Origin of the sequence: Bdellovibrio bacteriovorus, from assembly GCF_001592735.1 — a bacterium.
Taxonomy (GTDB): domain Bacteria; phylum Bdellovibrionota; class Bdellovibrionia; order Bdellovibrionales; family Bdellovibrionaceae; genus Bdellovibrio; species Bdellovibrio bacteriovorus_D.
This window is the reverse complement of sequence record NZ_LUKE01000006.1, coordinates 1-12,881: the sequence shown is the minus strand read 5'-3', so window position 1 is coordinate 12,881 and position 12,881 is coordinate 1. Positions and strand designations below refer to the sequence as shown.

The window sequence follows — 12,881 nt, the reverse complement described above, 5'->3', positions numbered from 1 at the left end:
TCCTTATGAAGTATTATGTTGTATTCGTGATAGCTCTCTTTTCTGTGGGGACCGCGGTTGCCCAAACCGCGATTTCGCCAGAAAATTTGGAATCGCTTTTAAAGGAAAAAAACACCCGCGTTTCTGCCGCCAAGCTGAATGTCGAAGCCGCAGAATCTCGCACAGGGTATTTAGGACGCTCGTTCATTCCCAGCGTTGATCTTTATGCAAGCCAAGAAAGTTTTAAAATGGGCCAAGCAGAACAAAAAAACCAGCCCACCTATGGCGCTGAAGTTCGCTTGAACCTGTTTAATGGCGGTGCTGACAGACTTGAAAACGACGTTCGTCATTTAGAAGTTTCTAAGCGCGGGTTTCAATCGCAAAAAACCGTCGCCGAAGAACTTCTCAAAGCGAGAAATCTTTATTGGCAGATGTCTTTTTTAACCAAGAAAAAAGAACTGCTGGGTAAGACTTTGGATTTAAATAGTTCCAATCTACAAGGAGCCTTGAAGCGCATCCGCAGTGGTGTCGCCACCGATTCAGATCGGTTTGAATTTGAAATGAAAGATGTCGATCTGCGCCGTGAACTCAAGCAAACAGATTTAGAACTTCAAAATCTATCTCAAGAAATGAATTTGATTTTGAATCTGCCGCCTGACAACGGCTATAAACTGACGCAAGAATTAGGTCATGAACATGAGTTTATCAAAGAGCTTAAGCCTCAAGAGGGTCAAAATTCTTTTTGGTATCTGGAGCAGCAAACGGAAGCCGAACAAAAAACTCTTTCAGCTCAACAGTCCGGAAGAAGCTTGTGGCCCAAATTAGAGGCTTTCGCCGGATACAATCAGTACAATGAGCGCGAGAAAGAATATCCGGAATCTTCAGATCGTACCGAATCCGTGGTCGGTTTACGCTTGCGTCTGAATTTAGCCGATGGCTTTACGGCCCTTCAAGATTCCTCGTCTTATAAAAAGCAAGCCCTGGCCGAACAAAGACTTGCGGAGTTTCAAAAGAACTCTCTTTCAGTCGCTCTTGAAAACGAAACAAGACGTCTTCATTTTCTGCACGATCAAGTGCATGAAGCCGAAGAAAATATCAATCGGGCGGAAAGATATTACAAGCTCACGCAATCCGAATACGCGCGTGGAGTTAAAAACTCTCCGGACGTTTTAGGAGCCGCAGAAAAGCTTTACGAACGCCGCCACAAGTACTTTGAAATTTTAAGAGACTTCCAGCTGTCTCGATCTCAAGCTCTGGCCGTCTTAGGAAAATAAAAAAGCCAGCCTCTTCACGGGGCTGGCTTTTTTGTCGAATTTTATTTTACTGAAATTACTGCGCAGAGGCTTTGGCTTTTTGCGTTTGTAATTCCATTTCGCACATTTTTACTTTTGTTTCGTATTCATCTTGGCGCTTTTGCAAAGTTTTTTGATAGTCTTTAAAGCGAGCCAAACGATCTTTTAGGAATTCTTCAGAAACTCCCACGATACGCTTTTTGTCCTCAATCCCGATTTTAGAATATTCATCGTCCGGCGTTACGTATTCACGAGCCTCCGTCCAACGAACTTTTCCATCGCCGCCGTTTTTTGCATCGCCCAATTGAACGCGGCAGTCTCTTAACACGCCGTAAAGGCCACGGTTGTCTAGATATCGCGGTCCACCAACCACCCGTGCTTCAAGATCGTAAACGTCGATTTCTAAGCGGCGAAGTTCTTCACCGATAGCCACTTTACGTTGATAAACCATGTCACCGTCTTTAACACCGACGACAGAGTCTGCGCGCACAGTTTCAGCCATTTCCACTGTGGTATCCACATCTTTAGCTTTGTGTTTCGAAGAACACCCTACCGAAAAGCCTAAAGAAACTACGGCAATAAGAATGAAATAACGCATCATAAACGGAAATCCTCCTGCATGGGTTCTTTGAGCCTAGAGAGAGCTTTGGCAAACGTCAATTTCTTTGCAAAAGCATATTGTTTACAGGCCAGAAACATATCCTGACGCTAGGCCAGGTTCTTTTATTTATCTCAACACATTAAGCCTCTGAAAATTGACCCCATCCTCCGAACTCCAATAATTGGGGGTGTGTGACTTAGAAAAGGAGACTTATATGAAAAAGTTTATTTTAGCCACTTTGTTATGCGCAGCCACATCGGCCTACGCACAGGATACAACAACCAGCGCCCTTGAGTTCTCCCGCGAAGAGACGGCCACAAGACCGGCTGGGCTTTTGCCATTCTTAGGTTTTGGTGGAGGTTATACGGGTTATGAAAATATCGCCGAAGTGGAAGGGACACCGGCCACGATCAAACTCTTAGGTTCTTATTATTTTGATGCCCCTGCCGTCATCGACCTCGGTTACGGAGCGAATAACCAGCAATTCTCATCAAACAACGCTGCAGAGACGGCCATCACCGACGGCGCCTTGGAACTAGCTATCCGCTATCGTTGGGATAAATGGCAAGCCGGCGTGATCGGAAACCAGTTCTATAACCAAGGTCAATACTACTCGGCAGACCAAGCAGATGCTCACTTTGCTGGCTTGCAAGTTCTTAGAGAATTCAACATGACCCCAAGCTGGTTAGCGCGTGTCGGTGCCCGTGCCCAGTCACTCACTAACAATACAGATGGTAACGTCATGATGTACCTTGTGGACCTACAACTTGGTTGGAATCCTGGCGCCTATAAACCATCTGTCAGCCAAAGCCCTGTAGCGGCCACGGAAACTGTCATGGAAGAAGATGACATGCTCGTTGAGGAAACTCCCTCGGAACCAGCTCGCCCCGTAGCGGCCGTCGTCCCAGAACCTGCTTTACGTGATGTAAGTTATGCAGCGCTTGCGGGTGGCACAGCGATCAATTTCGACACATCAAGAACAGCTTTAAATTCAGCGGATCAGCAAAAGCTTAATCAAGTGGCTAAAGTCTTAGCCGACAACAGTGATCTTTATGAACGCGTGGAAGTTCACGGTTATACAGATGCTACGGGTTCTTCTGAGATCAACCAACGCATTTCGCAACAACGTGCGGAATCAGTGAGCTCAATTCTAAAAAGAAATGGCGTTAACGATGTCGTAGCAATGGGTAAAGGTTCTGCCGAATCTACAGGCTCAATGCAAAGCGACCGTCGTGCGGAATTAGTATTTATCGGGGTTAAAGATGAAGCGAAACTTCAAGAGGCTCTTTCTCAAATCCAATAGGTATTTAAGAAATCCGATTGAATCTAAACGGCTCCTTCACGGGGGCCGTTTTTATTTTCCAAAGGTCGTTATCAATTCAGACTCGTCCGAGTTCACCTCAGACATCATGGCGTTCCATTCTTGGTATAAATATTCTTCTTCGACTTTGCTCTCATTTTGTAAAGTCTGCGTACGAACCACAAAAACGACCAAAGCTGCCGTAACGGCCACAGGAAGCATCGTCCACCATAATGACCAAGGTTTTTTTCTTTCTTGGATCTTACGCCAAATGCGCGAAGATTCGTCCAAGTTCCCCGCGGGCAAGGGAGATGCATTTTCCTTTAGATACTTTTTTAAAGAATCATCTTTCACTGTGCGACTCCTTTCTTAGTTAAAAACTCATTCATTTTTTGTCGTGCATGATTTAACCGGGATTTGACGGTTCCCTCGGGAATCGAAAGGCTTTCTGAAATCTCTTTAATTCCCTGATCTTCAAAATAAAACAATATCACCACGGCCCGTTGTTCTATATCCAACGAACGTAAAAGCAAATCCACAATCTCTCGGCCAGAAAGTTCTTCCTCCTGAGATGTCGCCGACACTTCCACATCCGCGGGCATTTGTTTATTTCTATTTTTTCTTAAATAATCAACAGCGCAGTTGTAAGAAATACGGTAAAGCCACGTAGATGCTTCGGCGTCCCCCCGAAATTTGTCTCGATGCTCCCAAGCCTTTAAAAAAGCTTCCTGAGTAAGATCGCTCAATGATTGCTCTCCCACCAAACGAAAAAGCATGCCCCGCACTTTCGGAGCATGTTCTTCGTAAAATTTTTTAAATTCTTCGGGAGAGTGCAGACTCACCTAACCTCAAATCCTTATTCTTTTTCTTTATTTTCAAAGAGCTTTTCACGTTGCGCGGGCGTTAAAACCTCACGAGCTTCCAACAGCCCCGTGATGCGGGCTTTTCCCACTTGGAGTTTTTTACCCATCATCGCTTCGTACAATTTCACCACGTCCTCTTTGCTGGCGTTAGAGCGCAAAGCTTCTTTGAAACTTTTCTTGGCGGCTTTAAGTTCTTCACGCAATTTTTCAGCATCATTTTTATGGGCTTCGCGCAGATCTTTTAACTTCTCTTTTTGTTCTTTTGTAAGATCCAGTTTTTTAAGTTTTTCCATGCTGAACTGCTTTTCGATCGCCAGTTCATCTCGTCCGTGCCCGTGTTCGCCGCCACGACCCTCCCCACGAGCTAGGGCGGTGCTTGAAATTCCGGTTGTGGCGATAAGAACCATGATAAGCCTTGAAAGTTTCATTGTTCCTCCAATTTGCCTCTTTAGACGAAGGCGGCGGGTGCCGGGTTCAAATTATTTTACGTATCGATTTAAAACGGAATAGAGGGTCTTTTTCTGGGTTTCTAGGTCCAGGAAGGGAGTTCCCGGGGCCTTGTTTTGCACCTGCTCGGGCAAATACGGTACATGAATAAATACCACGCCCGCCCCGGTCTCGGATTGAAGCTTTTGTAGCGCCTTAAAATACACCTGATTACACACATAACCACCCGCACTTAAAGACACCTTTACCGGTAAACCTTGAGCGCGCAAAGCATCACTCCACTCACTTAGCGGAAGGCGCGAAAAAAGGGCCGGAGCTTCTTGAGCCGCAATCGGCCCCTGCTGCGGGGTAAACCCATCTTCATCAGGCTTCTGTGTTTCAATCCAGTTCAAACCCACGCGTTCAAAGCAGACTTTGTCACGATCACCCGCTTGCCCTAACAAAAACACATAGCGATAAGATTTTTTGTTGAGCTGTTCTTCTAGCACCGCAAAGGCTTTGCCAAAGGACACCGGTAAAACCAACGTATCTACATTCTTTGAAACGGCAAAATCCTTCCTGATCTCTTCAAGAAGGACTTCACTTGGATTTATAGTTTCACCCAAGAAAGGTTTGAACCCGGTCACTAAAACTCGATCATTCAAAATGGTTTCTCCACGTCATAAAGAAGTCTGATTTATTGGTACCATTAAGAGGGCCGGTTTTCACTCTAAATTCCACCTTGGTGTTAAACTCTCGCGACAGAGCTTGCGCTTCAATGTCCGTCTTTGGTACACGAGCACCCAAATCTTTTAAGGCCGAGATCGAAACCCAACGAGTTTTCGTCTGGAAACAAACTGCCGACGTTGCCTTTTGAGGTCCGACCGCACAAGAATTGTCCGCCTTACTTAAGAAGAGTTTAAAATCAACTTTCACTAACTTTTGGTTGGCTACAAAAGTCCACTTTTGATTTAGATGCTGCACTGATGAACTCATCTTATCAAAACCAAATGTCCAAGTTTGTGACTGTTTGGTGTCATAAGAGTCTATAAATTCTGGGCTGTTATTAAGAACAAAACTTCTTAGAAGAGCCGCAGAAGCTTGGTCCCCATAAGCTGTCGAAAACGCACAGTGCGTGCCATAAGGAACGCTGATCGCCCCGACGTAATCTGATTTCTCATAAACACTATTTGAGGCAACAACCGCCGTATTAATTTTTTCATTTACGACAATGTCATCTTTTGATGCCCACAGCATCAAGGGAGTTTTTACTTCTTCTTTTAGGTTCCAAAAGTTATTGCTCTTAAAGAATGAATCCGGGGTACTTGCCACGCCCCGTTTATTCAGGGCCGCTGATCCCAAGGTTCCAATAAAGGCCGGCATACTGCGGGCCGCCCAAGGAATCTTATCATCTGTTAAAAGCTCTGGAACATCTTTGACGGCGTAGCGTGTATTTTTAAAATGTTTACGTGTCATTTCCGAAAACACCACGCCCACTAAACCGTTACCGTAAAGATAGTCCAAGGTGGGACGCAATGTGACCACCGGACAAATCGCCGTGACCGAGTTAAAGACCTTACGACCATTATCTAAATAGTATTTATCATTGAACGCCGCCCCAATCACGGCCCCATTTCCACCCAAGCTGATACCCATCATATGTAAGCTTGATATACGATCTCGGTATTCAGACTTTTCAATCAACCACTTACCCACAGCTAGGGTCTCATACCCTTCCGTCCATCCGCCCATGCTGACTTTGCCATTCGTAGTGACATAATCTTCACCCGTCTGATTGGCAATCAGTAGAACGTTAAAAGGAGATTGATCAAACAAATGCATCATGAAACTTTTCATCGACGTGCCTTCATCTGCTGAACAGAAAACTCCACAACGAACAATCACAAATGGACGTGGACGTGGATCGGCCTTCAACGCCAAAATCCCCGGGATGATCGCCCCGTCTATTTTAAGCTGTACTTTCTTTATCAAAGGATTTTGTAAAAATGGATAATTCACGTATGAAAACTTAAGTAAACCCATCAGGCCTTTGGAGCCATGGGCACTTAATTCGGCCCCACACTTTTCGAAATATTTTTTCGCTAAGCTGTAATATTGCTTATTGCTGATTTTTTTCCCGATGACACTGTCTTCAAAACGTCGTGGGTCACATCCCGGAGAGATATCACCAAGACTTAATCCATCAGATGGGGGACTGGAAAAAATTCCGCGGGCCGCCGGCTGCTCCATTTTCACACCAGATCGTGCTGCCAGTTCGCGATAAAATTCAGACTCAACGTCTTCGGCTTTAGCCACTAATGAAATAGATAACAGAACGCCCACAGCGATGCTAATCTTTGATGTCATATATCCTCTTGTGCTATAACGAGCTACAAAAGGTCTATCGACTTGGATCTAGCCTAGGTTAAGCGAAAAGTACTTTCGTCTAATCGCTCGACACATTTCCGGAAATAATGATCACGCAATTTTCTTAATTTGAGACAGTTTGTCTTTAAGAATCGAATTTTCGTTTTTCAACGTATTCACTTCCGCGACGAGCTGGTTCACTTTACGTTTTAAGAATTCATTTTCTTGTAACATCGCTGCATGGGCCGGCGACGCGCCCGGTTCAGGTTCAGCTGCAACATGCGGTGCGGAATCTTTTTTGCCTGTCTCATACTCAAATGATGGCACGGCAAAGCCGCTAGCATTAAGCACCTCTTCAATATTTTCTGGGACATGAAGTTCGGGGTCCACTTTTTCTAAACGAATGATTCCTTGAGATACAAAGCCCCGCACTTCTGAAAGCAGACGCACGATACAGCTAGATTTCTCACCCGGTGAAGGATTTGACTCTGCCATCAGATCGGTGATCTTACGTTTTGAAATTGGGGGTAAACAACCTAAAAGCTGATCGACCTGTTCTTGAGGACTTCCGTGCAGGGCATTTGCCAAAGTTAATGGCTGGATGCGCGAAAAGATCTCTACAAGATATTGTGACTCCCACCCATACACGCGATTTACTGTCAGCACGCGCTTACGCAAAGCTTCTTCCCAAGCCGGGCTTTCTGCCTCAATTAATTTGAGGAATTGCTCGCGCTTGGCTGTCGGAGAAGTCTCCAGCAATTGGAGAAGTTGATAAAAGCCGCCCTTTTTTTTGTATCTGTCTAACATGCCCATGACTAAGGTATCGGAAATGATTTCCCGGACTAAAGGCGATCTAAACTAATTTGTTAATTAAAAAAGAAACGTCTCAAATCGAGAGGATCAATCTTAGAAGATGCCACTGTAAGCAGCAACACCCTGTTGATCCCTTAGGATTTTTTAGTCAAGGCTAGTACATTTATAAGAAAGATTCACAGTCGTACCGGGCGTTAATGCGGAATTCAACTTCACCGTTTTACCCGAAGTCGTGAAACCCACGTTGCTGCCATTCACCGTAACAACAAGCTCTTGTGGGTTCGAACAGCTTAAAAGAATGTCTTTGATGTTATCCGTGATTTTAGAACGGATTTGACCCAATTGAGATGTGTAATCGCTAGAACAAATATCCGCAACCTTACCCCATCCCGCATTTGGGAATGTCAGGTAAACGGTGCCGATGCTGCCGGAGACAAGCCCCGCCGTCGGCGCATAACCATCAAGAATTTGCGAGTTTTGTTGATTCAAGCAAGCTTGGTCTTTCACCACCACCGCGTGCACGCTGAATGAATTGTACTTATCTGCACCCAACGTGTTTTTTACGTTATTAACTAAAGTACCTGGCTGGTCATAATCTTCTAAATAGTATCCTTGATTGCCATAAAGACCGCTGCGTTCATCTTCATCCGAAACTACAATAACGGCTAAATGAGCATCCGAACGGATGAAGCTATTTGGATTATTTTTTACTACTAAGTTTGCCGCGTAAATGCCGCGTTCATCCCCTGAAGGACAGTTCTGCGCGTAAGCGGCCGCATATCCGGGACGATTCGTTGCACTCGCACTGCCACCATTATTACGAATCCAATCCGCGATAAATTTCTCACACGCCAAAGTTTCCGGGCGTTGGATTTCCTGGTTAAATAAAGCCACGCGATTAGAAATTTTAGGAGTTAAATAAGGATTCCCACCAAAAGAGATCAGGTTTCCGCCTTGCAAAGGCCCGGTACCAGAGACATCCGTCGTCGTCATTCCGATACGATAGTCGATATTTCTTGAATCAAGATCACCAATAAAATTCGCAAAGCGCGGAGCCAAGCGAGCTTGTTCAAAAGACATTGAAGCCGAGTTGTCATTAACAATAAGGATGTCGACTTTGCCATAGCCCGCCGTCGCTGAGTAATTAAAAGAATATTTCCCATCAACCACGATACAGCCGTTTTCTTTACATTTACTATCGTCCAAATTGAACTTCACCGGCGAACAGCCGACGTAAAGCCCAATTAAAAATGACAATGTTGCAGCTCTAGTAAAGGTAAACATAAACACCTCTTCGAACTTCTTACTTCCAATCTCGGTGCCAGTCTTTTCACAACCCCCTAACTAGCTGAAAACACATGAATTTTACCCCTATAAAGAATACCCTAGAGCCCCACAAGACTGTCTAAATTGTCGACAGAGTGCCGCCCTTGGCAGCGCTTTTACCTGGAATTTCAAGGTGTTAGATTTCTTTAAATTCTCATGACCCGAAGCCTTTTTTTGCGCCATAATAGATAAAGATGGAGGACCTCGCATGGTCTACAAATTTATAGGTGCAACGATCATCCTTGTTGCTGTGGCTTTTGGTGTCGTTGTTTTTAAAGATGAATTTGAAACTCAAAAGACAGAGTTTTGTTCGCAGCTCACTCCCGCTCAACAACTCACTCGCATGATTGATGAAGACTTTGCGCAACTAAACAAAGAAGGTCAGTTACCCAAAGAATGGAACTCCATCGCGACCGTGGAGTTGCGTATGAATTCCACTTTAGCTAAAGCCTTGATGGGAAAACATCGTCCCACATTTCATCGAGTGAAAGACGGCTCTTCATTTTTAGAACTTGAAGTGATGGATTTGCCGGATGATGAAAATCCCGGAATTATCATTCAGGCCAGTCTGTTTGATATCAAATCCAAAAACAAAGTCTTTGAAATCGGTCGTACTTATACGATGAATGATTTAAATCGCCCTTCGGCCGCCAAACCACAGAAATAAGGATTTTACTCGTGAAGAAACATCTTTTGATTCTCACCCTGGCCCTCACCGCTTGCGCCACAACTCCAAAAGAAGAATTTAAAAAAGCCTCTGCCGAAAACAAAGTCGGCAGCAAGGTCGGCTTTGATGCCGAGCTGACTCAATACCAATACCCTTTCCCGGTGAAGTTTTTTAACTTCCGTTCACAAGAACAAGATTTAAAGATGGCCTATATGGATATCCCAGCCGGACGTCCTTCAGCAAAGGTCATCGTGATGCTGCACGGGAAAAACTTTCCCGGAGCTTACTTTGAACAGTTGATCTTGGGTCTAAACCAAGAAGGTTATCGAGTGATCGTTCCCGACCAAATCGGCTTTGGAAAATCATCAAAACCAAAAAACTATCAATACAGTTTTCAAACCTTGGCTTTAAATACGAAAAATCTATTAAACAGCCTGGGTGTCGAAAAATACTTTGTCTTAGGCCATTCCATGGGCGGCATGGTCGCGACAAGATTTGCATTAATGTATCCCGATAGCGTCACCAAGCTTTTCTTGGTCAACCCTATTGGTCTGGAAGACTGGAAGACGATGACATCTTACCGTTCAGTGGATGATGGCTATAAAGCTGAGCTTGCGAGCAACGCTGAAAAAGTAAAACAGTATCAGCTTGAAAGCTATTACGACGGCAAATGGAAGTCAGACTATGACAAATGGTTAGAGATCCCAACGGGCTGGGTGCAAGGACCCGATTATCCGGTGATTGCTTGGAATGCGGCCCTCACCTCTGACATGATCTTCACTCAACCCGTGTATTATGAATTTAAGAATCTTAAAGCGCCGACGGTTTTAATTATTGGCGATCGCGATCGTACCGCGATTGGCAAAGCTTGGGCGCCCGAAGACATTAAAAACAAAATGGGCAATTACCCGGTGATGAGCCAAACGGTTGCCAAAATGATTCCAAAATCAAAACTGATCACTCTAAAAGGCTTAGGCCATATGCCTTTTATTGAAGACTTTGAGGCATTCTGGAAAGTTTTTGTTAAGCAAATATAGAGGATTGTTCCACCAGGCCCACATATCTCGTGGGCCTTTCTTTAAAATCTGACATCTAAGATTCTGTTTACTAATTTCTAAATTAATTATTTTATTGTGATTTAAGCATGAAGAACTGGGCCTGCTTTTCTAAGCTGACCTGTCGAGCACGCACAAACTTTTGCCAAGAGCTATTTTCTTCTGTGGGCATTAGACCCCGCAGTTGTAAAACCTGCTCTTGCACCTGCTGGGAAAGTCGTACTTGTGAGGGGCCCCAGTTATCGCCTTCTAAAAGCAGATCCATACTTTTTTCTATGGCTTGTACTTGGTCCTCTAGAACCGGATTGATTTTTCTTAAGTGCCTCACATAATTTTCACATCGTACATAGTAATGAGCATTCATGCACTCTGAAATGTCTTTAGAATACCGACGACATTCAGGAGAGGCTAAGTAAGTATAATTAATGCTCTCTAAGGATTGAAATGAGATGGGCGTTTTTCCATTGTAATCAACACCAGGCTTTTGCATGCCCGTGTCGCTAGAAACAAAAACATACGCATGAATAAATCCAAAACCTGGTGTTTCAAAAACTCCGATGTCCCCGGGTTGAGGTTGGTCTATCTTATGACAAAAGTTTTTTTGAATAACTGCAAATTCTTTAGCATCCATTCCTCGGTACGAGGAGGTAACTCCGGAAACTTTCATTGCGGTCGCAAAACAATTTGGTCCCATCACCGCAAAAGTTTTTCCGTCGGCTTCTTGCATACGAGAAGCCAGTCCCTCAGCACGGTCGGCCTTGGCGTCGGTTATGGTGATAGATATAAATGCGAATAAAAATACAAAGAGCTTCATATTGAGGAATCATGCAAAAGAGGCGCTGGGCCTTCTTGCTGTTCCTCGCAGATGAAGCTCTGAGACTGTTTAAGATCTGATCAGGCTAACAATAATGGCGTTTGTGGGCCGTTAAAACACCGCATACACATTGAAGTTATAGCTGATATTTTCGTATGAAAAGGCCCGTGAATCATCCGTCAAAATAGATCCGCCGCCATCATCCAAATTCGTTTCGCTTAACAACGCCGGGTTAATATAAAAAGCACCATAATAAATATTTAAGCCAGCCTCATGGGCACCGACATTGGCCATATCCGGATCCCAATTCCCGCGCTGGGCACTGCTAGATTTACCAACAAAGTGATAAGCATAGTATGGCTGCCAGTGGTCATCGATGCTATATAAAAAATAAGGGGCGGTTCGCAGCTGATAGTACTCTGCATCTGCCCCCACGGCCTTGTTTGGATTGTCCGCGCTATTAAACAAAACACGCGGAGAAAAATAACCGGCAATCGTAAACTTCGGACTCATCATCCACTCAACGTAAGCATCGGCACGCAAACGTCCCAGTTCATGATTCTCTTGCGCCACATTATCCGTGGGAGCGTAATAGCGCATTTCAAAAAGCGCCATACTTGAGCCTAGGAATCCATTCGGACGAAGAGCCGCTCTTAAAACCGTTTCGGCGATCTCTAATGAAGATTTAGCATGAAGACGAGTATCGCGCGCACCAAGGTGTTCACGATTTGAAACGAATTGAAATTGCTGACGCAGCTCCAACTCCCAAAGTTTGGTCGGAGCATATCGAACGCCAAGCCAGTTGTAAGAAATAACAGGCGCAGACTCAAAGTTTCGTTGATCGGCTTCATAGCTATAATTTTCAGAAGCCAAGGTCATTTTCCACGGAGAAGTTTTCACCTCGTTGACCGGCATCACCGAAGAAGCCGCCGCCGCGGGAGTCACATCAGCCACGGACAAAGAAGTCGTACTCTCTTGCGCGAACCCTTGCGCACAAATCAAGACCCCGAAAACCATCCCCCAAGTTCTCATCGCTCCCCCTCTTAAATGTAGATGAAGAAGATGATTTCAAGAATTAGTTAGTGGGTCAAAGTAATTAGCTTGCACATGCATTACGTTTTTTAAATTGGCTTAGTCCAATTAATTCGAAAGTAAAAAATTGCCTCACAACGATCGGCAACCGACACGTCGCAGAACCGCATCGGTGGTAACTCGTCTATCGTTTCTTAAAACCCCAAGCACAAGAGCCTTAGAATTTTATGGTGGCTATTTTCTATGCCTTCAGCAAAAAGCTTATAAGAGACGTTCTTCGTTCGAAGAGAAAAAAAGGCTCAAAAGGGTTGAGGGCAGGAGCCCGAGGCAAAAAAAAACCCAATCT

At 44.6% G+C, this 12,881-nt stretch carries 14 protein-coding genes; 4 read left to right on the top strand and 10 right to left on the bottom strand.

Features of this window, described 5'->3' with window-relative positions; translation table 11 throughout:
* The first annotated feature begins 5 nt into the window (after positions 1-5).
* Positions 6-1,253: a TolC family protein gene (locus tag AZI86_RS16930; RefSeq protein WP_061836481.1), complete on the top strand. Its 1,248-nt coding sequence runs from the start codon at positions 6-8 to the stop codon at positions 1,251-1,253.
* A gap of 55 nt (positions 1,254-1,308) precedes the next feature.
* Here the strand turns inward: AZI86_RS16930 and AZI86_RS16925 are convergent, their stop codons facing one another.
* Positions 1,309-1,872, bottom strand: coding sequence for a hypothetical protein (locus AZI86_RS16925; RefSeq protein ID WP_061836480.1), 564 nt, complete (start codon positions 1,870-1,872; stop codon positions 1,309-1,311).
* A gap of 214 nt (positions 1,873-2,086) precedes the next feature.
* Here AZI86_RS16925 and AZI86_RS16920 point away from each other — a divergent pair, with 214 nt between their 5' ends.
* Positions 2,087-3,175 carry an OmpA family protein gene (locus tag AZI86_RS16920; protein WP_061836479.1) on the top strand — a complete coding sequence of 363 codons (1,089 nt, stop codon included), beginning with the start codon at positions 2,087-2,089 and terminating at the stop codon, positions 3,173-3,175.
* A 51-nt stretch (positions 3,176-3,226) separates the two neighbouring features.
* Here the strand turns inward: AZI86_RS16920 and AZI86_RS16915 are convergent, their stop codons facing one another.
* The 7 genes from AZI86_RS16915 to AZI86_RS16885 all read right to left on the bottom strand — a co-directional run bounded on the left by AZI86_RS16915 (position 3,227) and on the right by AZI86_RS16885 (position 8,925).
* The gene (locus AZI86_RS16915; RefSeq protein WP_061836478.1) at positions 3,227-3,526 is read right to left on the bottom strand and encodes a hypothetical protein; all 300 of its coding nucleotides are present in this window, start codon (positions 3,524-3,526) and stop codon (positions 3,227-3,229) included.
* Positions 3,523-4,014, bottom strand: a complete 492-nt coding sequence (locus tag AZI86_RS16910; RefSeq protein ID WP_061836477.1) for an RNA polymerase sigma factor — start codon at positions 4,012-4,014, stop codon at positions 3,523-3,525. Before AZI86_RS16910 ends, AZI86_RS16915 begins: the two co-directional genes overlap by 4 nt.
* A gap of 14 nt (positions 4,015-4,028) precedes the next feature.
* Positions 4,029-4,463: a Spy/CpxP family protein refolding chaperone gene (locus AZI86_RS16905; protein WP_061836476.1), complete on the bottom strand. Its 435-nt coding sequence runs from the start codon at positions 4,461-4,463 to the stop codon at positions 4,029-4,031.
* Positions 4,464-4,514: 51 nt separating this feature from the next.
* A complete protein-coding gene (locus tag AZI86_RS16900) occupies positions 4,515-5,126 on the bottom strand; it encodes a pyroglutamyl-peptidase I (protein WP_061836475.1) in 612 nt (203 codons plus the stop codon).
* Entirely contained in the window at positions 5,119-6,828 is a 1,710-nt protein-coding gene (locus AZI86_RS16895) for an alpha/beta hydrolase family protein (protein WP_061836474.1), read from the bottom strand. The genes AZI86_RS16900 and AZI86_RS16895 overlap by 8 nt, the downstream gene beginning before the upstream one ends.
* A gap of 111 nt (positions 6,829-6,939) precedes the next feature.
* Complete coding sequence (locus AZI86_RS16890; RefSeq protein ID WP_253716002.1) at positions 6,940-7,635, bottom strand: FliG C-terminal domain-containing protein; 696 nt, start codon at positions 7,633-7,635, stop codon at positions 6,940-6,942.
* Positions 7,636-7,785: 150 nt separating this feature from the next.
* Positions 7,786-8,925, bottom strand: a complete 1,140-nt coding sequence (locus AZI86_RS16885; RefSeq protein WP_253716001.1) for a hypothetical protein — start codon at positions 8,923-8,925, stop codon at positions 7,786-7,788.
* A 250-nt stretch (positions 8,926-9,175) separates the two neighbouring features.
* Here AZI86_RS16885 and AZI86_RS16880 point away from each other — a divergent pair, with 250 nt between their 5' ends.
* Entirely contained in the window at positions 9,176-9,634 is a 459-nt protein-coding gene (locus AZI86_RS16880; protein ID WP_061836471.1) for a hypothetical protein, read from the top strand.
* Positions 9,631-10,671 (top strand): alpha/beta fold hydrolase, encoded by a 1,041-nt coding sequence (locus tag AZI86_RS16875; RefSeq protein WP_437340146.1) that lies wholly within the window; start codon positions 9,631-9,633, stop codon positions 10,669-10,671. The genes AZI86_RS16880 and AZI86_RS16875 overlap by 4 nt, the downstream gene beginning before the upstream one ends.
* Positions 10,672-10,762: 91 nt before the next feature.
* Here AZI86_RS16875 and AZI86_RS16870 read toward each other — a convergent pair whose 3' ends face one another.
* Both AZI86_RS16870 and AZI86_RS16865 read right to left on the bottom strand, forming a co-directional pair.
* Positions 10,763-11,503, bottom strand: a complete 741-nt coding sequence (locus tag AZI86_RS16870; RefSeq protein ID WP_061836469.1) for a hypothetical protein — start codon at positions 11,501-11,503, stop codon at positions 10,763-10,765.
* Positions 11,504-11,614: 111 nt separating this feature from the next.
* Positions 11,615-12,535, bottom strand: coding sequence for a hypothetical protein (locus tag AZI86_RS16865; RefSeq protein ID WP_061836468.1), 921 nt, complete (start codon positions 12,533-12,535; stop codon positions 11,615-11,617).
* Positions 12,536-12,881: the final 346 nt, after the last annotated feature.

What these genes read in the sequence shown, in the direction of transcription:
- AZI86_RS16930 (WP_061836481.1), top strand. Translation starts at nt 6, where the DNA reads ATGAAGTATTATGTTGTATTCGTGATAGCTCTCTTTTCTGTGGGGACC.
- AZI86_RS16925 (WP_061836480.1), bottom strand. Translation starts at nt 1,872, where the DNA reads ATGATGCGTTATTTCATTCTTATTGCCGTAGTTTCTTTAGGCTTTTCG.
- AZI86_RS16920 (WP_061836479.1), top strand. Translation starts at nt 2,087, where the DNA reads ATGAAAAAGTTTATTTTAGCCACTTTGTTATGCGCAGCCACATCGGCC.
- AZI86_RS16905 (WP_061836476.1), bottom strand. Translation starts at nt 4,463, where the DNA reads ATGAAACTTTCAAGGCTTATCATGGTTCTTATCGCCACAACCGGAATT.
- AZI86_RS16895 (WP_061836474.1), bottom strand. Translation starts at nt 6,828, where the DNA reads ATGACATCAAAGATTAGCATCGCTGTGGGCGTTCTGTTATCTATTTCA.
- AZI86_RS16890 (WP_253716002.1), bottom strand. Translation starts at nt 7,635, where the DNA reads ATGTTAGACAGATACAAAAAAAAGGGCGGCTTTTATCAACTTCTCCAA.
- AZI86_RS16885 (WP_253716001.1), bottom strand. Translation starts at nt 8,925, where the DNA reads ATGTTTACCTTTACTAGAGCTGCAACATTGTCATTTTTAATTGGGCTT.
- AZI86_RS16880 (WP_061836471.1), top strand. Translation starts at nt 9,176, where the DNA reads ATGGTCTACAAATTTATAGGTGCAACGATCATCCTTGTTGCTGTGGCT.
- AZI86_RS16870 (WP_061836469.1), bottom strand. Translation starts at nt 11,503, where the DNA reads ATGAAGCTCTTTGTATTTTTATTCGCATTTATATCTATCACCATAACC.
- AZI86_RS16865 (WP_061836468.1), bottom strand. Translation starts at nt 12,535, where the DNA reads ATGAGAACTTGGGGGATGGTTTTCGGGGTCTTGATTTGTGCGCAAGGG.